At 62.0% G+C, this 16,748-nt stretch carries 16 protein-coding genes; 3 read left to right on the top strand and 13 right to left on the bottom strand.

The window, feature by feature from the left end:
• The first annotated feature begins 23 nt into the window (after positions 1 to 23).
• A complete protein-coding gene (locus QMO82_RS04935; protein ID WP_008534277.1) occupies positions 24 to 1,955 on the top strand; it encodes a flagellar biosynthesis protein FlhA in 1,932 nt (643 codons plus the stop codon).
• A 42-nt stretch (positions 1,956 to 1,997) separates the two neighbouring features.
• The gene (locus QMO82_RS04930) at positions 1,998 to 2,912 is read left to right on the top strand and encodes a pectate lyase (RefSeq protein WP_008534276.1); all 915 of its coding nucleotides are present in this window, start codon (positions 1,998 to 2,000) and stop codon (positions 2,910 to 2,912) included.
• 60 nt (positions 2,913 to 2,972) lie between these two features.
• On the opposite strand, the gene QMO82_RS04925 is transcribed toward QMO82_RS04930, so the two are convergent.
• From QMO82_RS04925 to QMO82_RS04870, 12 genes are all read right to left on the bottom strand, one after another.
• Complete coding sequence (locus QMO82_RS04925; RefSeq protein ID WP_029875508.1) at positions 2,973 to 3,770, bottom strand: EscU/YscU/HrcU family type III secretion system export apparatus switch protein; 798 nt, start codon at positions 3,768 to 3,770, stop codon at positions 2,973 to 2,975.
• Entirely contained in the window at positions 3,757 to 4,566 is an 810-nt protein-coding gene (locus tag QMO82_RS04920) for an EscT/YscT/HrcT family type III secretion system export apparatus protein (protein ID WP_029875509.1), read from the bottom strand. Before QMO82_RS04920 ends, QMO82_RS04925 begins: the two co-directional genes overlap by 14 nt.
• Positions 4,567 to 4,576: 10 nt before the next feature.
• Positions 4,577 to 4,846: a flagellar biosynthetic protein FliQ gene (locus QMO82_RS04915; protein WP_004672590.1), complete on the bottom strand. Its 270-nt coding sequence runs from the start codon at positions 4,844 to 4,846 to the stop codon at positions 4,577 to 4,579.
• A gap of 65 nt (positions 4,847 to 4,911) precedes the next feature.
• Positions 4,912 to 5,565 carry a type III secretion system export apparatus subunit SctR gene (gene sctR / locus QMO82_RS04910; RefSeq protein ID WP_008534263.1) on the bottom strand — a complete coding sequence of 218 codons (654 nt, stop codon included), beginning with the start codon at positions 5,563 to 5,565 and terminating at the stop codon, positions 4,912 to 4,914.
• A complete protein-coding gene (locus tag QMO82_RS04905) occupies positions 5,565 to 6,584 on the bottom strand; it encodes a FliM/FliN family flagellar motor switch protein (protein ID WP_029875510.1) in 1,020 nt (339 codons plus the stop codon). Before QMO82_RS04905 ends, sctR begins: the two co-directional genes overlap by 1 nt.
• Positions 6,581 to 7,900: a FliI/YscN family ATPase gene (locus QMO82_RS04900; RefSeq protein WP_029875511.1), complete on the bottom strand. Its 1,320-nt coding sequence runs from the start codon at positions 7,898 to 7,900 to the stop codon at positions 6,581 to 6,583. The genes QMO82_RS04905 and QMO82_RS04900 overlap by 4 nt, the downstream gene beginning before the upstream one ends.
• Entirely contained in the window at positions 7,893 to 8,456 is a 564-nt protein-coding gene (sctL, locus tag QMO82_RS04895; protein WP_004672586.1) for a type III secretion system stator protein SctL, read from the bottom strand. Before sctL ends, QMO82_RS04900 begins: the two co-directional genes overlap by 8 nt.
• Positions 8,453 to 9,082, bottom strand: coding sequence for a hypothetical protein (locus QMO82_RS04890; RefSeq protein WP_008534242.1), 630 nt, complete (start codon positions 9,080 to 9,082; stop codon positions 8,453 to 8,455). The genes sctL and QMO82_RS04890 overlap by 4 nt, the downstream gene beginning before the upstream one ends.
• 2 nt (positions 9,083 to 9,084) lie before the next feature.
• Positions 9,085 to 9,915, bottom strand: coding sequence for a type III secretion system inner membrane ring lipoprotein SctJ (gene sctJ, locus QMO82_RS04885; RefSeq protein ID WP_032984874.1), 831 nt, complete (start codon positions 9,913 to 9,915; stop codon positions 9,085 to 9,087).
• Entirely contained in the window at positions 9,912 to 10,388 is a 477-nt protein-coding gene (locus tag QMO82_RS04880; protein ID WP_004672583.1) for a hypothetical protein, read from the bottom strand. The genes sctJ and QMO82_RS04880 overlap by 4 nt, the downstream gene beginning before the upstream one ends.
• 50 nt (positions 10,389 to 10,438) lie before the next feature.
• Positions 10,439 to 10,696, bottom strand: a complete 258-nt coding sequence (locus tag QMO82_RS04875) for a hypothetical protein (RefSeq protein WP_004672582.1) — start codon at positions 10,694 to 10,696, stop codon at positions 10,439 to 10,441.
• A 303-nt stretch (positions 10,697 to 10,999) separates the two neighbouring features.
• The gene (locus QMO82_RS04870; RefSeq protein WP_004672581.1) at positions 11,000 to 13,540 is read right to left on the bottom strand and encodes a hypothetical protein; all 2,541 of its coding nucleotides are present in this window, start codon (positions 13,538 to 13,540) and stop codon (positions 11,000 to 11,002) included.
• A 25-nt stretch (positions 13,541 to 13,565) separates the two neighbouring features.
• Here QMO82_RS04870 and QMO82_RS04865 point away from each other — a divergent pair, with 25 nt between their 5' ends.
• A complete protein-coding gene (locus QMO82_RS04865) occupies positions 13,566 to 13,856 on the top strand; it encodes a hypothetical protein (RefSeq protein ID WP_004672580.1) in 291 nt (96 codons plus the stop codon).
• 207 nt (positions 13,857 to 14,063) lie between these two features.
• Here the strand turns inward: QMO82_RS04865 and QMO82_RS04860 are convergent, their stop codons facing one another.
• Positions 14,064 to 16,673 (bottom strand): hypothetical protein, encoded by a 2,610-nt coding sequence (locus QMO82_RS04860; RefSeq protein ID WP_011053319.1) that lies wholly within the window; start codon positions 16,671 to 16,673, stop codon positions 14,064 to 14,066.
• Between the last annotated feature and the right edge of the window lie 75 nt (positions 16,674 to 16,748).

Here is a 16,748-nt window from a genome sequence, read left to right as displayed (position 1 = left end):
GCGATGGCGTCGGAAGCCGGATCATGAAGGTAAGGTCATCCGCCATCGCCATGCTTGCGCAACGCACCGATATGCTGCTTGCGGTGTTTTTCGCCTCCGTCGTGACGATGCTGGTGCTGCCGCTTCCGACAATCGTTCTGGACGTGCTGATCGCTTTCAATCTCTCCTTCGCTTTCGTGGTGCTGATCACCACGACCTATCTGAAGAGCGTGCTTGAAATCTCGACCTTTCCCGCGGTCATTCTGATCGGCACGCTGTTCCGCCTGGCCTTGACGATTTCCTCGACCCGGCTCGTGCTGGCGGACGCCGATGCCGGCGAGATCATCATGGCCTTCGGCGATTTCGTCGTTGCGGGAAATGTCGTCGTCGGGCTGATCATTTTCCTGATCGTGGCGCTGGTGCAGTTCATCGTGGTGACGAAGGGCGCCGAGCGCATCGCCGAGGTCGGCGCGCGTTTCACGCTCGACGCCATGCCCGGCAAGCAGCTCGCCATCGACAGCGACCTGCGTAACGGCCATATCACCACGGAAGCCGCGCAGAAGCGCCGGTCGCGCCTCGAACAGGAGAGCCAGTTCTTCGGGGCGATGGACGGCGCGATGCGCTTCGTCAAGGGCGATGCGGTCGCAGGATTGGTGATCGTCGCCGTCAATCTCATCGGCGGCCTGGCGATCGGTATCTTCCAGAAGGGCCTGAGCTTCGCCGAGGCCGCCCATCTCTATACGCTGCTGTCGATCGGCGACGGTCTGGTGTCGCAGATTCCGTCCATTCTGATGGCAGTCTCGGCCGGTATCGTCGTGACCCGCGTGTCCGATGACGGCAACGGCAGTCTCGGCAGCGATATCGGCCGCGAACTCTTCCGGGAGCCCCGTGCATTGGCGATTGCGGCGGCGCTGACGATCTGCGCGGGCTTCGTGCCGGGATTTCCCACAGGCGTGCTCGGCGCGATCGGCCTGTGTCTGGCGGGCCTTGCCTTCATGGTGCATCGCCGGCGCGCCGGCCCAGCCGCGGCCGGATCGGCAAATGCCGTGGAAAGCGCCAATTCCTATCCGCTCGACAGGACGAAATATGGCGATCCCGTCATCGCCACCGTCGCGGTGGAAACGCTGGCGCGGCTTGAGGCGATGCGACTCGGCGAAATGCTGGACGGGCGGATCCGCATGGCGGCGCGCGCCGTCGGCGTCTCCGTGACGGTGCCGACGTTCAACGCCGATCCCCGCATGGCCGAGGATCTGATCCACCTTCAGGTCGAAAACGTGCCCGCCGGTCTCGTCAGCTGCGGTCCCGAACGGACGGCCGAACAGATTGCCGACGACATCGTGCGCATCGTCCGCCGCCATATCGGCGCCCTGTTCAGCGTCGACGACGCGGCACAATGGCTGGGCAGCCTCGAACCGCGTCTCGGCAAACTGGCGATCGACGTCGCCACCCAGGTGCCGCTGATGCTGACGGTCGCGGTCGTCAGACGCCTGCTGGATTCCGGCGTGACGCTTTCCCAGCCGCGCGGACTGCTGGAAGTGATGCTGCACGCCGGCACCGATCACGCGCCGGATGCCCTGGCCGAAATGGCGCGCGCCGCGCTGGTCAAGCAGATCGCCTTCGGGCTTCTCGACCGGCGCGGATTGCTGCCGGCGCTGGTGCTTCCCGCCGAATGGGACCACTTCATCCGCTCCTATGACGCCGCTGGAGCGACCGAGAAGATCGAGATAGCCGAAAGGCTGCGCCTGCTGGCCGAGAAAGCCAGGCAGGCTCTCGAGGACGCCAACGAGCGGGGATACGATCCCATCATCATCGTGCCGGGCGAGTGGCGCCTGCTCACCCAGACGCTGATGATCCACCACAACTGCCGCATTCCGGTGCTGGCGGCGGAGGAGATCGACAGGGATATAACGATCGAAACCATCGGAGAGATCGGGCAAATCCGGAACGCTGCCGGCTCCAAACAAAGGCCGGGCTGATAGAGCAAGTGAAGTAGACGAGACCAACTGGGGATGAATGCAATGTGTGGCGTAGATGGACAAAGGCCCATAGACTTCGACAGAACCTCCCGTTTCGACCTTGAGTCCGATTGCCTTGGCGGCAGCAATAGGGCCGACACGGATTTCACCGCCATCCGAACCCGCAAGGTCTCGCCCTTCGAAGATTTCTCCGGCAACCCGCCGACGCTGACCTCCTATGTGCCGAAGTCGCGGGAAACGTCGGAAAACGGCATGGATTCCGACCCCAAGGATCTGCTGCGCAAGCACATCAACTGGCAATCCCACTCCAAGAAGGTGGATCCATCCGACGAGAAACAGGCCACGACTTTGCAGACCACGACGGAAAAACCCGACCTCTCGAAAGAGGGCAGCGTCATCGTCGTCAACGAGCCGATCGTCGTGGATGGCGGCGTGTTCGACGGCAAGGGCGCGACCTATACGGCCTCGTCCAAGCTCGGCGATGGCGGCCAGTCCGAAACCCAATCGCCGCTGTTCATTCTCAAGAACGGCGCGACGCTCAAGAATGTCAATCTCGGCGAGAATGGCGCCGACGGAATCCACGTCTATGGCGGCGCGACGCTCGAAAACGTCAATTGGCAGAATGTCGGCGAGGATGCGCTGACGGTAAAAAGCGCCGGCGACGTCACTATTGTCGGTGGCTCCGCCAAGGGCGCGACCGACAAGATCTTCCAGATCAATGCCGACACGAGGTTCTATCTGAAGGATTTCGTCGCTGACGGCTTTACCACGCTCGTGCGCACCAACGGCGGCAAGCAGATCGACGCCGACGTCACCATCGACGGCGGGGCGTTCTCCCACGGCAGCAACGTCTTCCGCACCGACAGCTCACTTGCCAGCGTGACGTTCCTCTCCGATATCACGCTGGACGATGTGAAGAACTGGACGCGTGTAGGTGACAACCAATCGGGCGTCTGAGACGCCCGACCACCGGAACCGCAAAGCGAAGATCAAGCGGGCGGCTTAGGCTCCCGCTTTTCATTGCCGGCCTGGTCCTTGCCTGCGCGGCGGGCTGCTGCGCATTTCCGCGCCGATTTGCCGGCGCGCCGATTTCAGCTTCGGGTCGCCCTGGGTATCCTTGTATTCGCGCCGCGCCTCGGTCTTGGTCATGCGGTGTTCGTGCCTGAACAACGCGCGCGAAATGCGGATATCGAAAAACGCCGCGGCCACCATGATGCCGGCGGCAATGACGAGGATCGAGCCGAGGAGATGGGCTGTCGCGGAGAGCGTGCATGCTTCTCCGCAAAGAGGCGACCAGAAGATGCTGTTGAGGAAATAGAGGATCGCACCGCCGCCGGCGGTGGCGAGCAGGACAAACTTGACGAGCCCCTTGACGAACTCGGCGATGCTCGCGAGCGAAAAAAGCCTCTTGATGCCCTCGAACGGATTGAGCCGGGTGAAATCGAAGCTCATATGTTTGAACGATACGGGAAACCCCTGCCCGTCGAGGATCGACACCAGGATGGTCGCGGCAAGACCCGTGGCAAGCGGCAGCCAGATGAGATCGAGCAGCGCCACGCCGGTTTCGCTCAAGCCGACAGTGACGGCGTCGGAGAGGTCGGCCCGTCCGGCGGACTGCAGGCCGCTATCGAAACTGCGGGTGAAATCCTCGAGGATAGCAGGCAAGCCCCAGGTGACGTAGACGGCGATGGCAAGGACGGAGATCGCAACCGGGATTTCCTTCGAGCGGGGAACCTGGCCCTCGCGCCGGAGCCGATCGAGCTTCACCCGGCTCGGCGGCAGGGGTTTTTCCTCGGTATCGTCATTTTTGGCCATGGGTCACCTCCAGCATGGCTTTCACCTCGTTGAATCCGTCGATCCAGAGATCGTGGAAATAGCTGGAGATAAAGGCCGTGTAGATGACGAGAATGACCACGACCGCGAAGTTCTTGATGGCCGGCAGGCTATCGTTCAGCGGGAATTGTTTCGACGAGCGGCCAACGAAGGCCAGCGACAATTCGAGCGCGCAGGTGACGATCATGAACGGGGCGGCAAGCAATCCGGCCGCTTTGAACAGCCGGCCGAATACACCGAGGATCATGTCGAGCGGATCGTCGGGCATGGCGGGCATGAGCTTGAAGAGCGGCCAGAACTCGAACGACTTGTAGAAAATCGCGACCAGATCGATGATGCCGCCGGCGCTGACGAAAAGCACCAGGGCGATCGACATCATCAGCGAACCGAGCGGCGCGGTTTCCAGCGCGTTGATCTGGTCGAAGAGATTGGCGGCATTGGCGCCGCGATAGACATCGGTCATATCACCCGCCGCCTGGGCCGCCCAAAAGGGAATGCCGAGCCCCATGCCGATAAGCGCCCCGAAGCAAAGTTCCTTCATCGAAAGGGCGGCCAGATCGAACCAGGACGTATCTCCGAGAGCCAGCACCGAATAGGCGAAGGCGACGGAGGGCGCCGAAAGGCCGATTGCCAGGCCGAAACGCAGAATGCCGACGATGCTGAACAGCGAGAAGATCGGGAAGATCAGCAGGATCCCGAGCGCGCGGGCGGCGCCGAGCATCGCCGCGGCCGGTGCCGCGACCTCGATGCCGACGATCGGAAGATGATCCGGCCCCATCCGCCCCGCCTCACTGAACCATGGTCGGGAAGTCGTTCAGGATATGAACGGAATGTTCGATCAGCGGCGTTGCCAGCACCCGGCCGAACAGCAGCAGGGTGATGGAGATCACGAAAATCTTGACGATCTGCGCGATGGTCTGCTCCTGGATTTGCGTTGCCGCCTGGAAAATGGCGATGATCAGCCCGAGAAGCGCGGCCAGGCCTAGAATGGGGCCGGCCAAGGCGAAGGTCGCCATGACGGACATGCCGATTTCGGCTGCGACCTGGTCTTCACCCATGACGGCAGGCCTTTCGCGTGGGCGCGGCAGGCGCTCGAACCGGGGCTTTCGTCAAGGCGCGATGCTCACTGCGCATAGGACAGCACCAGACCTTCCAGCAATCGCCGCCAGCCGTCGATCGAGACGAACAGCAGCAGCTTCAGCGGTGTCGACACCACGGTCGGGGACATCATCTGCATGCCGAGCGCCACCAGAATGGCGGAGACGGCGAAGTCGATCATCAGGAAGGGCAGATAGATCAGAAATCCGATTTCAAAGGCCCGCGTCAGTTCCGAAACGAGGAAGCTCGGCGTCAGCACGGTGATATCGTCGGAGGCAATGGGGGTTGCCGGCGCGTTTGCCCAGATCTTCTGCGACGCCTGCACGAAAAAGTCGCGCACCTCGGCGTCGGAAAATTTCAGCATGAAATCCTTCAGCGGCGCTGCCACTTTGATCATGCCGTCCGCCATGCCACTGACCGTGCCGAAATCGCCGCTATGGGCGAGCAGCAATTGCCAGCTGTTTTGCAGCACCGGGTTCATCACGAAGGCCGAGAGCACGATGGCAATCGCAAAGACCAGGAGATTCGGCGGCGTCTGCTGGATGCCGATCGCATTGCGCACGATCAGCAGGACGACTGAAATCTTGGTGAAGGAGGTTGCGATCACGGCAATGACCGGCAGCATCGAGATCGCCGCCATTGCCGCGAGGCTCTGGGCAAGAGGAAAGCTCTGTTCCATCAGTCGTGCAGCGCCGTGACGCGAACGGCGCTCAACCCATCCACGGAAATGATTTCGCCCCGTCCGATAATGCGGCCCTGGGCGATGATATCGACGGCGTCCGACAATGGCCTGTCGAGGTTGAACACATAGCCCTCGCCGATCGTCTCGAGTGTGCGCAGCGGCAACTCCAGCCGTCCGGCATCGAAGACCAGCTTGATCGGGATGCTGTCGACAGGCGACGGACGCGGCTCGCCCTGCAATTCCTGATCGACGGTGTCATTCGTCATGAAATGCCTCATTGGTCCGGTTGGCGTCGACAGGAGCGGCTCGGTGAGGACCGCGCCTTTGTCCGAGCGCATGCAGGTTGCAAGGTAACGTTCACCCGTGATCGCGACCACGGTCTCCGGTGCCCCCCCATCGATGACGATGCCGTCCCCCAATCGCAGGGATTTGATCTGACCGACCGACAGCACGGCATAACCGCGCCGGATGTTGACCGCCGTCGTCAGGGCATTGAGCGTGCGGCGCGGTAGGCGGCTTGCCCAGCCGACGAGGCCGGCAAGGAAGGTTTCATCGAAACGGCCGCTCAAGGGCAGGCTCATGCCGCTCCAGCCGATTTCGAAGCCGAAATTGCCGCTAAAATCCGGCTCCGGCTGCGCGCCGATCTCCAGCAGCGAAAGGCCGATGCCGATCTTGTTCTCGATTGCCTCGAAGGCCTCGGCGAACTGATGTTCCACCACCGCCGCCTTTTCATGCGGTGACAGTTTTTCCCAGAGGAGCAGCGGTTCAAGCCTTTCGGCCAGCAACCACAATGCGCCGGCCGACGCAATCAGCGTCTGCTCCCGTTCGCCGACGCGGCAGAGAATGCCGACTGGATCGGCAATCCGCGCGGCTGCGATATCGGGGGACAGCGGGCGAACGGAAAGCGTCTGCTCCCGGACCGGAATTTGCCAGGCGGCGCGCATCGTCGTGCCGGAACGGGAAAAGAAGCTCCCGGCCATCGATGAGCGGGGCCATGCGGGCGCGGCGATATTCATCGGACAAGCTCCTCGAGCGCTTCGACGATCGCGCCGAACGGCTGCGGCTTGCCCTGGCCGTCAAACAGGAAGCGCTGGATGAGCCCGTGTTTGGCGACGGCCTCGTCGACGGCTGCGTCGCGCCCCTGGCGATATTCGCCGACGCGGATCAGCAGTTCCACCTCGTCATAGAGGGCAAGCAGGGCGCGCAGCCTGTCGGCTGCCTGGCGATGGCTCTCGCTCACCACTGCGCTCATCGTCCGGCTTCGGCTGGCCAGCACATCGATCGCCGGAAAATTGCCTGCCTTGGCAATCTTGTCGGAGAGCACGATATGGCCGTCCAGCAGCGATCTGGTTTCTTCGGCAATCGGATCGTCTTGCTCTTCGCCTTCGACGAGCACCGTATAGAAAGCCGTCATCATGCCGTTTGCGCTGTTGCCGGCACGCTCGAAGATTTGCGGCAGGACGGCGAATACGGAAGGCGGAAAGCCGCGCCGCACCGGCGGTTCGCCGGCGGCAAGCCCCACTTCGCGCAAGGCGCGGGCCATGCGGGTGACGCTGTCGATGACGAGCAGCACGTGTTTTCCCTGCTCGCGAAAATATTCGGCGATCGCCGTTGCCGTCATCACCGCCTTGAACCGCTCCAGCGCCGGGCGGTCGGATGTGGCGACAACCAGCGTCACATTCGAGGGGACGCCTTCCGGCATGTTGCCGGCAACGAATTCGCCGACCTCGCGTCCGCGTTCGCCCACCAGGGCGCAGACGATCACATCGGCCTTGTTGTTGGCGACGATCTGGGACACCAGCGTCGACTTGCCGGCGCCAGGCGCGCCGAAAATACCGATGCGCTGGCCCTGCCCGCAGGTCAGCAATCCGTCCAGGGCGGCAATTCCCGAGGTGAACGGCTGGCGGATGGGACGGCGCGACAAGGGGTTGACCGGCTGGCCGTAGAGCGGCTGCAGGAAACGCGCGTCCTCGCCGGCCGGATTGGCGGAGGGACGCAGGACGTTGCCGTGCGCATCGACGATCGCGCCGAGCAGGAAGTTGCCGACAGAGATCGCCGGCTCCCGGCCGGTCGGGACGATTTCCGTGCGCTGGGAGATGCCGCGGGTTTCGCCGTGAAGCGAGAGAAGTGCCGTCTCGCCGTCGATACCGACGACATCGGCGAGGCCGATGCGGCCCCTGCCCGGCTCATGCAGTTCGCAGAGCTCGCCGATCCGAACCGAGGGGATGAGCGCCCGCACCAGCAGGCCCGAAACACTCGTCACGCGGCCGCTCTGCCGTCGCACGTCCGTCTGTTCGAGCGTCCGCTCCATGCGAAGCAATGCGTCAGCCATGGACGAGGGCCTCGATCACGGTGGCGAGCTGGTCTTTCAAGCCGATCTGGCTTCGTCCCGCCGATGTCTCCAGGACGATCTCGCCGGCAGACATCAGCGGATCCGTTTCGATAGTGATGCGATGATCGATATCCGCAATTGCCTGGGCGATCATGGCGGCATCCTCGGGGGCGACATGGAGGGCGATCTCCTGGGCCTCTGCGGTCTGGGATATGGCGTGGCGGACCAATCGCCTGGTGCGTTCGTCGGCCTCCATCGATCCGAGGATCAATCCGACCGATTTCAGAACCACCGCCTCGACCCAGCTGTCGAGATTGGCAATCTCCTGTTCGGCTTTTCCGAGCGAGGCGGCAAGCCGTGCGGCGGCATCACGAACGCCCTGTTCGAACCCGTCGCGATAGCCGTTTTGGGCGGCCTGCTCGCTGGCGGCTGCAAGTGTGGCCTGGGATTGGGCGGCGTCCTGGCGGGCAGCCGCCAGAATTTGCGCCGCCTCCCTGATCTGGCCGAAGTTTTCCGCCGGAATGATGCGGTCGTGGCGTGCAAATCCCGAGCTCATCGTCCGGCGCCTTCCTGTGTGGAGGCGACCTCGTCGACGGCGGCCGTCGCCAGAACGAGCGCCGGGCTCTTCAACAGGGAAGCCGAGCCGTTTTCGGCCATGTCGCGCCAGCCCGCCCACCGCCATGCCGCAGAGATCCGATATTCGTCTGCCAGAAGCGTCAGCATCGACCAGCCATCGGCCTCGACGACATGCCTTGCCTGCTCGCTCAACAGATCAAGCGGCGGCGTTGCCGTGGAAAGATTGATGTGGCCGAGGGCGAATGCGACCGCTTCCTCGCCGTAGGCGGCCCTGAGCCTCGCAAGGGTCGGGCGATCGACCGCGGGGCAGAAGGCTGCGAGATGATAGGCGAAGCCCGCCCGGAACGCGGCCTTTGCGAGTCCGTCCGCGTCCATGGAAATCAGGCGGCGGGCGCCGTCGGCAAATGTGGCGGGGTCGCCATGGGCTTCTGCGATCTCCGTGAAAAGCCGCCGGTGCAGCCGCCGCGACAGGGTAGACCCATCGGCAAGGAGCGGCGCGGTCCCATCCCATCGGGCGGCCGTCAGCATATCCGCGGAAAGCAGCGCTGCCCTGCGGATCCTCGCCGCATCCGAGATCGCCTCGCCGTCCGAACGCGGCGTGCGCATGCTCAGCGCTCCTTCCGCTGCGGCAACAGCAGCAGCAGGCATGCCCCGATGGCGAGGATAATTGCGCCGATCACGGCCAGATTGGGGGCCTTGAAAGCCGAGAGAGCGCTTTGCACCATCGAGAATGGCGCTGCGGCGGGTGCCGGCGTCACGGTTGCCGCCGGGGCCGATGCTGCCGTTGCCGGCGGGGCCGCCGGCGCGCCGACCTCCGACCAGGGGCTGACCACCACCGAGACATCTTCGTAAGAGAGATCACGGATGCTGTTGACCAGAACGGACCGGCTTTTCATGTCGATCTCGTTGAGATTGGCGCCGGGGCGATATTGCAACACGGCCGCCGCCCTCGCCTTTTCCTTGATGAGCCCGCGGCCGTTTTCCTCCGGCAGCACCACATGGACGCGCGCCGTCGCCACGCCGTCAAGCCCCGAAAGCGTTTCGGCAAGCTGCTGCTCGATGGCGTAGCTCATCCGGGCTTTTTGTTCGTAAGGCGTCACAAGGAAGCCGTTGCCGGGAAAGAGTTCGGCGACATTTCCGAACGACTGACGCGGCAGACCGGCGCCCGCCAGCAACTCGATCGCCCGGGCATGATCGGCTGATTCAGCGGCGATCGCATAGGTCCCGCCCTTTTCGCTCCTCATGGTGACGGAGATGCCGGCGCGTTCGAGCAGGACCTGAGCATCCAGCGCATCGCGCTGATCGAGTCCCGTCAGCACGTCCTGGCTGCAGGCGGCGAGGAACAGGCAGAGGGCGAGCATGGCGGCCTTCGGAAGGACTTTGCGCGCGGGCGAAGTGATCGGTGATCTCGCAAGGGCCGATGTGATCATGATATTCACTGGCCCTGCGTCAGCCGTTTGGACGACGACATCACCGACTGGGTGAGTGACGACAGCAGCGTCGTGCCGGTCGCGAATTGCTGTGATTTCTCCAGCCGGTCGATCGATGTCGTGATGTCTTCGATCTTCGGGCCGCTGTGATCCTTGTCCGCGGCAAATCGCACCAGCGGCGTCTCCGGCTGGCCGTTCCCGGCCACCGGCATGAAGAATGCCGACAGCCGGTCGAGAATGCTGGAGGGCCTGGTATTGCCTTCCGGTGAATAGGAGGGCGGGACGGCGTCGGACTCAGGCGCGATCTTGCGGCCCTGGATGTTGGGAATGGAGGTGAGTTCGGTTGGCCGAAGGCCGGCGAAATCCGCCGGCTGCAGCCCGATCCGCTCCGCCACGATCTCCGAGGTCTTCAGCACATTGCCTGTCGATACGCCATCAACGGGCGGCGTAAAGGCGCGGCCGGTAAGTTCTTCTCCGCTCATTGCAATTCCTCAACTCGGTACACGTCAACTGCAAACGATGAACGGGAACGCTACTCGTCGCTGCCTTCGTCGATCGCCTCCTTGGCGAAATTGAAAAGCGAATTGTTCAGCATCAGGGTGTTGGAAATCATGCCTGGCAGAAACGCGTCCACGGCAGCGGAGAGTATCTCGCTCTCGCTGTTCGGATCGACCTTTTTCGTCGTGCTGCCGGTGGTGTCCTTGGAATCTGTCTTATCAGTCGTCAGCTCCACCGAGACAGGGTTTGCAGGCGCCAGGTTCAGGTCGGAATTCACTGCATCTACGGCCATATGAGCACTTCCATCAAGGAGTTATCAAAATGAATGCATGATTTGATATGGATAAAAAAACGGCCGGTCAATTGTTTAAACTTAACCGATGGTTAATTTTCGGAAATTACAATCGCTTTGACAACTTTCTCGACCTTTATATTAAAATTGAACGTTTTTATCCATAAAGCGCAGCAGATATCCAGATTGCGCATGAAATTCATACTTAAATTTATTGCTATCAAATATTCACAGGCCCGACCGCCTCTACGCCAACCGGGCCTGTGAGTACCCAGATATTTGGTGTTGCGAAAGCGTCCCGGATCAGCCCACCGCCGTACCGCGGCGCTTCTCGATATCGGCGATGATCGCGTCCCAGTTCTCAGGGGTCAGCTCGCGCTGTTCCGGGTCGCGGGGCGCGGGGGCGACGCCGCCCTTGGCGCCGACGCGCTGACCTGTTTTGGCGTAGATGCCGACCGTGTCGTTGACAGTGCGCTTAAGCATGTCGTTCATCATGTCGGTCTGCTTGTGGAAGGCTTTTTCCTGCTTGATGCTCTGGTAGATGGCAAAGCCCGCCCAGGCCGCCCAGGACACCGCGCCGGCGATCGCGAAGGCGAGCGAGAAGCCGCCGGAGACGAGCGCTACCGTTGCGCCCGTGCGCCCGAGGAAGGTGGAATTCACCAGCATATTGGCAACGCCTGCGATGCCCTCGATCGCGCCGACCGTGTCCGCCGCGGTTCCGATACCCATGAAGATGAGATCGACCGGATCGCCCTTGCCACTGGTGAGCCCCTGCAGGAACTGGTAATATTCCACCGGCAGCCAAGCGACGCCGGCAACGGCGCCAACCGTCGTCCCGGTATTCTTGAAAAAGGCGGAGAGCACGCTGCGCTGCGCCCGCGCCAGCTCGTCGGAAACGCCGACGAGTGAACTGATCCCATCCAGCAGCGAAAAATTCGAGGCTTTGATCGCCGAGCCGAGCGCACTGCCCATGTGCGCGAGAGCGCCAAGGGCGTGCAGAACCACGATGCCGATGCTGTCCCAGGTCGGGCTCGTCATGTTGAGGCCGGCATAGATGGAGCGGGATGCGGTAAGCACCGACATCACGCCGGAAGAGAGCGCCGCCTTGTATTTGACAGGATCGACCCCTGCCGGCGCCGCCGTCGCGGTCTTGTCGATCAGCTTGGCAAGGTCGGCCTTGATCGTTTCGACGCTGCCGCCCGGTCGCATCGTCGCCCAAAGCGCGGTGAAGATCGTCGTGAAATTGGTCTTGTATTGCGCCATGGCATCGGCATTGCCCTTGAACAGGGTTTCCGCCAGCGCGTCGAGGCTCGGGGCGATGATCCTCTTGATCGCCTCTTCGGCGGTCTTGCCGTCGACGATGATTGGATCGATCACATCCGTGCCGGGCATCAGCGTCTTCATCAGGCCTGACATGGAAAGTCCCATGTCCTTGAGGCTCGATGTCAGATATTCGCTGTCGATATAGGGCAGATCGAGACTTTGGATGGTCTTGCTCCAGCCATTGTCCTTGGTGGCGAACATGCGCTCGGCGATCCAGGCGTCGCCCCCGCTGCCGGCGAAGAAGCGCCCGCCGTCTGAGCCGTTGGCGGCAATGCCCTTGCCGGCCAGCCCGGTGCCGATCATGATTGCCGCCATGACGTCGTTGAACGAATAGCTGGCGAGATTGCTGGAGGGCAGCGGCGAGACGCTCTTGTCCCACTCGGCATTGGCCGGCAACTTCGAGACCAGGCTGGCGCCCATGACGAGCCCTTCCAGCGCGGTCTGCACCGCATGGCGGTAGCCCAAGACCTCCTTGCCGCCGGGTGCGCTCAGGCGCGACGTCAGGCGCTCCAGATTGCCGGCGAGATCGCCGATGCCGATTTCTCCGGCGCCTACCTTGTCGAGCAGCGGACCGAGAAGCGCCTTGACGTCGGCCTTGAACTGATCGCGCACCTCGGGGCTGTCTGACCCGTAAAACTGGTTGGCCATCGCCTGGATGGTCGGGTTGAACAGGTGGGTGATATTGTTGGGAACGGTGCTGCCGAATTCGGAAGCGGCAACCTTTTTCAAACCGTCGAGGTCGATCTTGAGATCGGGGAACAGGCTCCCGCCGAGCCCGAGCGACTGGTCGAAATCCACAACCGGCAGGATGGAGCCGAGCCCCTTCAGTTCCCGCTCGGTCTTGTTGCCGGCCAGTCCCATGCGGATCAGGCCATCGAGCGCCGTCGTCGGATCGGAGATCGTCGGCAGCACGTTCTTGTCGAAGAATTCGGCATAGGTCTTGTCGGCAATCGCCGAGCGCTGCTTTACGAAATCGTCGGGAAGCACCATGGAATAGAAGCCGAGGGCGGCATTATATTCCTTGAGAATGGTGGTGACGTCCTTGCCGGATTTGAGACCGTCATTCAGCAGGCCGCCATTGACGATGTCGCGCTCAAAGGCATCCTCGACCTTCGTACGCAGGTCCTTCATCTTCTCGTCACGCGTTATCGTGTCGTTGATGATCTCGGAAGCGTCCTTGTTCGTATCGGCCGGCGCCACGCGATAACCGGAGAAGATCAGCTTGAAGGCCTTCAGCGCCTTCTCCGTCATCAGCGAGTTGACGTCGGGGTCCGAGCCCAGGATGGCGATCGACTTGTCGAGATCCTTCAGGATCTCCTGGTCGTTGTAGATGCCGCGCTGGTTGTCGCCGAGGCTGTCCTTGTATTGGCCGAAGGTCGCCTTGGTCTGAAGCAGATCGAGATACATGATCAGTTTCTGCTCGGCAGTGTAATTGTGAGGGTTTTTGACGACGTCGATGCTCTCGAAGGATTTGTCCTTGTCCTTCAGCCCTTCCATGAAGCCCTGATTGATCTCGCTCATGAAATCGGAATTGAACAGGAGATCGATGACCGGCTGGATCGGCGCGGTAGGGCGGGACGTGCCATTCGACGTGGCGGCCAGCGAAACGAACTTCGGACTGCTCGTCTGCGCCGATATAGAGGAGAAAATCGTCAGGGCTGCCGTCGTGGTCCCGTCAGAGGCAAAAGGCGATGCCTTCTTGACCGTGGTGCTCGTGGTTTTGCCCTGGCTCGTGGAATTTTCGGACTTTGGATCGGAATTGGCGTTTAGCCGGAGAAATGAAACCGTATCGATATCCGAAGATGCTGGTGCGATCGATGACATGCGTTCCCTTTGATTTTCTTTTTCCGCTTTTCGCGGATGACGTCGTTTACCTTACGTTAGGCATAAGATCGACCTTTGCGTGATAATTCAAGCCCGATCGGACATCGCGGTTGCATAAAATGCAGCGGCCTCGCGCCTGGAGATCAAAAATCACATTTTTACCGAGGGGTCGCAGGGTATTTCCCAGGCTGTGGCGGTCATCGTTGCCGCCCCTCTGCCTCTACCAGATGAATGACGGGTCTGGCCCAAATTCGAGATGCACGGACTCGCCGGTGTAGCGTTCAAGCTTCTCGTTCAGCTGCTTTTCCATTTTGTCGAGCTTCTTCACGCCATTGGCCATATCCCACAGACCAAGCGCCAGCCCGACGGCCGAGGCAACGAGGCCGGTGACCAGTCCGGCCGCGGCAAGGCCGGTTTTGGCGGCGCTGCTGAAGATGGTCACGACTTCCGGCGCCACCGTTCCGAGTCCGGAAAAGGCACGGGACATGGCATTGGTCAGATAAAGCATCGCCTCGGAGAAACCGATCAGCGCGTTGCCGGTACCGGCAATGCCGCCGATTATTTCGAGCGCGCCCTTGGCGCGGTCGCCGGCCTTCATCGACCGCGACGCCGAATAGAAGCCGAGGCCGGCCATGGCGAGGCCGCCGGCCGCGCCGAGGATCTTGCCTGCCGCTTCCATCGTCTTCGGCGAGAAGTTCATCGAGATCCCCTTGCCCCAGCTGCCAGGCTGATTGCCGAAGGCGCTGAACGGTTTGCCGGCAACGTCGAGGTTCTTGCCGAGCCCCTCCATCGTCATGCCGACGATCTGTGTCGCCGAGCCGACCGCAGCGGCGATATCGGCCGGCGTCCACTTGCCGCCGACACCGAGGCCGTGCGCCACCAGCACGCTCGACATCGTCAGCATCTGCACGGCGTGCATCAGACCGGCCTTGTACACTTCGGCATCGATGCCGGCAGGTGTACGGGTCTGGCGCGGCAGGTCGAGCGAATCCTTGAAGGAGGCAAGCGCGTCGTCGAGCTTCATACCGCCGCGCACCATGCGCAGAACGCCGTCGACGTCGCGCGCTATATCCTGCGCCAGGTTCTGCTTCAGCGTCTCGCCGCCATCTGCCGGGCCGTTTTTGCTGATGAAATCCTCGGCGAAGGTGTTTGCCAACTGGCTGATGGCGTCATTCGTTGCGCCGGGCACAAATGTGTCATCCGGACCCGACAGCAGCGGCTCGAGATCGACACCCTGGCCGTCGCCGATATAATGTTCCTTGACGATGTTCGAGAAGGTGACGTTCGCGGCGTCGAGATGCGCGTCGATATAATCCTGGGGCAGGAGATCGACGAGCGTGTTGAGTTCGGAATAATAATCCTTCAGGGCATCTTCGAAGCTCTTGCCGGCGCTCAGCGCCCGGTCGATCGCCTTGCCGCCGCCGATATCGATCAGATAGGCGTCTTCGATGTTGGTGAGCAGATCGGAATTCTCCGGGCTTTGCAGATATTCCTTCATGCCGCTCGCGAAGATATCCGAGAGATGCTGCTGCGTCGCCGGATCGGCCGTCAGCTTTTCGATCCGCGCATCGAGGTCCTTGCCGACGCGCTCGCCATCGGGCACGCTGTCGCCATACTGGTTCATATAGCCATTGAACTGCTGTTTGATCTCGATGAGATCGTAGAGCACCGTCGCCTTCTGTTCCGGCGTCAGCTGGTCGAGGTGGTCCATGTTGTCGGGCGCGACGAAATTCCGGTTCACGTCCTTCACGGCGTCGCCGAGAATGCCGTATTTGAGTTCGTCGAGCTTCTTCAGCGTCGGCTCATAGGCGGTCGACGGAGCGTAGCCGCGCAGCACCTTGCTTTCCAGGATGTCGTTCTCGTCGATCGGGCGCTCCACGACCGGCTCGATGGCATCCGAGCCCGACATGACAAGGTCCATCTTCTTGAGGCTCGATGTCAGATAGTCGCTGTCGATATAGGGCAGATCGAGATTTTGGACGGTCTTGCTCCAGCCATTGTCCGTGGTGGCGAACATACGCTCGGCGATCCAGGCGTCACCGCCGCTGCCGGCGAAGAAGCGCCCGCGATCTGAGCCGTTGGCCGCAATGCCCTTGCCGGCCAGCCCGGTGCCGATCATGATTGCCGCCATGACGTCGTTGAACGAATAGCTGGCGAGATTGCTGGAGGGTAGCGGCGAGACGCTCTTGTCCCACTCGGCATTGGCCGGGAGCTTCGAGACCAGGCTGGCGCCCATGACGAGCCCTTCGAGCGCGGTCTGTACCGCGTGGCGGTAACCCCAGACTTCCTTGCCGCCGGGAGCGCTCAGACGCGAGGTCAGGCGCTCCAGAAGGCCGCCAAGATCAGCCTGACTGACCTCTCCGGCGCCTACCTTGTCGAGCAGCGGACCGAGAAGCGCCTTGACGTCGGCCTTGAACTGATCGCGCACCGCGGGGCTGTCTCCCCCGTAAAACTGCTTGGCCATCGCCTGGATGGTCGGGTTGAACAGGTGGGTGATGTTGTTGGGAACGGTGCTGCCGAATTCGGAAGCGGCAACCTTTTTCAAACCGTCCAGGTCGATCTTGAGATCGTTGCCCGGGTCGGTTTCGGGCGTGCTCACCTTTGCATCGACCAGGATCGCGGTGGCGCCGCTTTTGCTCTGGGTAAACCCGACGAAGCCCCGCGCAGCGGAGATGTCGAGTGCCTGCCCGTTGCCGCTCGGCGCGATCTTGCGTATTTCGCCGGCGTCGATGGTTTTTGTCGATGCAGAACGGCCAGTCACGTCTTTCTGGTCGAGGTCCACGACCAGGGTTTCGACCTCTTTCGATCCGCTGCCAACACGTTCCAACATGATTTCGTCACTCCTGATCGACGGCCGCACCCTGAACGGAGGCCCGGAAAGCCTCGTTAGGTCAGAAGTTTTTCA

Source organism: Rhizobium sp. BT04 (assembly GCF_030053135.1).
Taxonomy (GTDB): Bacteria; Pseudomonadota; Alphaproteobacteria; order Rhizobiales; family Rhizobiaceae; genus Rhizobium; species Rhizobium binxianense.
Note: the sequence above shows the minus strand (reverse complement) of the source record. Positions and strands in the feature narration are given on the sequence as shown.

Bases quoted from the DNA above. Each gene is read 5' to 3' on its own strand.
- QMO82_RS04925 (WP_029875508.1), bottom strand. From the start codon at position 3,770: ATGGCCAAAAATGACGATACCGAGGAAAAACCCCTGCCGCCGAGCCGG.
- QMO82_RS04905 (WP_029875510.1), bottom strand. From the start codon at position 6,584: ATGAATATCGCCGCGCCCGCATGGCCCCGCTCATCGATGGCCGGGAGC.
- QMO82_RS04935 (WP_008534277.1), top strand. From the start codon at position 24: ATGAAGGTAAGGTCATCCGCCATCGCCATGCTTGCGCAACGCACCGAT.
- QMO82_RS04860 (WP_011053319.1), bottom strand. From the start codon at position 16,673: ATGTTGGAACGTGTTGGCAGCGGATCGAAAGAGGTCGAAACCCTGGTC.
- QMO82_RS04930 (WP_008534276.1), top strand. From the start codon at position 1,998: ATGTGTGGCGTAGATGGACAAAGGCCCATAGACTTCGACAGAACCTCC.
- QMO82_RS04915 (WP_004672590.1), bottom strand. From the start codon at position 4,846: ATGGGTGAAGACCAGGTCGCAGCCGAAATCGGCATGTCCGTCATGGCG.
- QMO82_RS04870 (WP_004672581.1), bottom strand. From the start codon at position 13,540: ATGAGCGAGATCAATCAGGGCTTCATGGAAGGGCTGAAGGACAAGGAC.
- QMO82_RS04875 (WP_004672582.1), bottom strand. From the start codon at position 10,696: ATGGCCGTAGATGCAGTGAATTCCGACCTGAACCTGGCGCCTGCAAAC.
- QMO82_RS04920 (WP_029875509.1), bottom strand. From the start codon at position 4,566: ATGGGGCCGGATCATCTTCCGATCGTCGGCATCGAGGTCGCGGCACCG.
- QMO82_RS04900 (WP_029875511.1), bottom strand. From the start codon at position 7,900: ATGGCTGACGCATTGCTTCGCATGGAGCGGACGCTCGAACAGACGGAC.
- QMO82_RS04890 (WP_008534242.1), bottom strand. From the start codon at position 9,082: ATGCGCACGCCGCGTTCGGACGGCGAGGCGATCTCGGATGCGGCGAGG.
- QMO82_RS04865 (WP_004672580.1), top strand. From the start codon at position 13,566: ATGACCGGCTGGATCGGCGCGGTAGGGCGGGACGTGCCATTCGACGTG.
- sctR (WP_008534263.1), bottom strand. From the start codon at position 5,565: ATGGAACAGAGCTTTCCTCTTGCCCAGAGCCTCGCGGCAATGGCGGCG.
- QMO82_RS04880 (WP_004672583.1), bottom strand. From the start codon at position 10,388: ATGAGCGGAGAAGAACTTACCGGCCGCGCCTTTACGCCGCCCGTTGAT.
- sctL (WP_004672586.1), bottom strand. From the start codon at position 8,456: ATGAGCTCGGGATTTGCACGCCACGACCGCATCATTCCGGCGGAAAAC.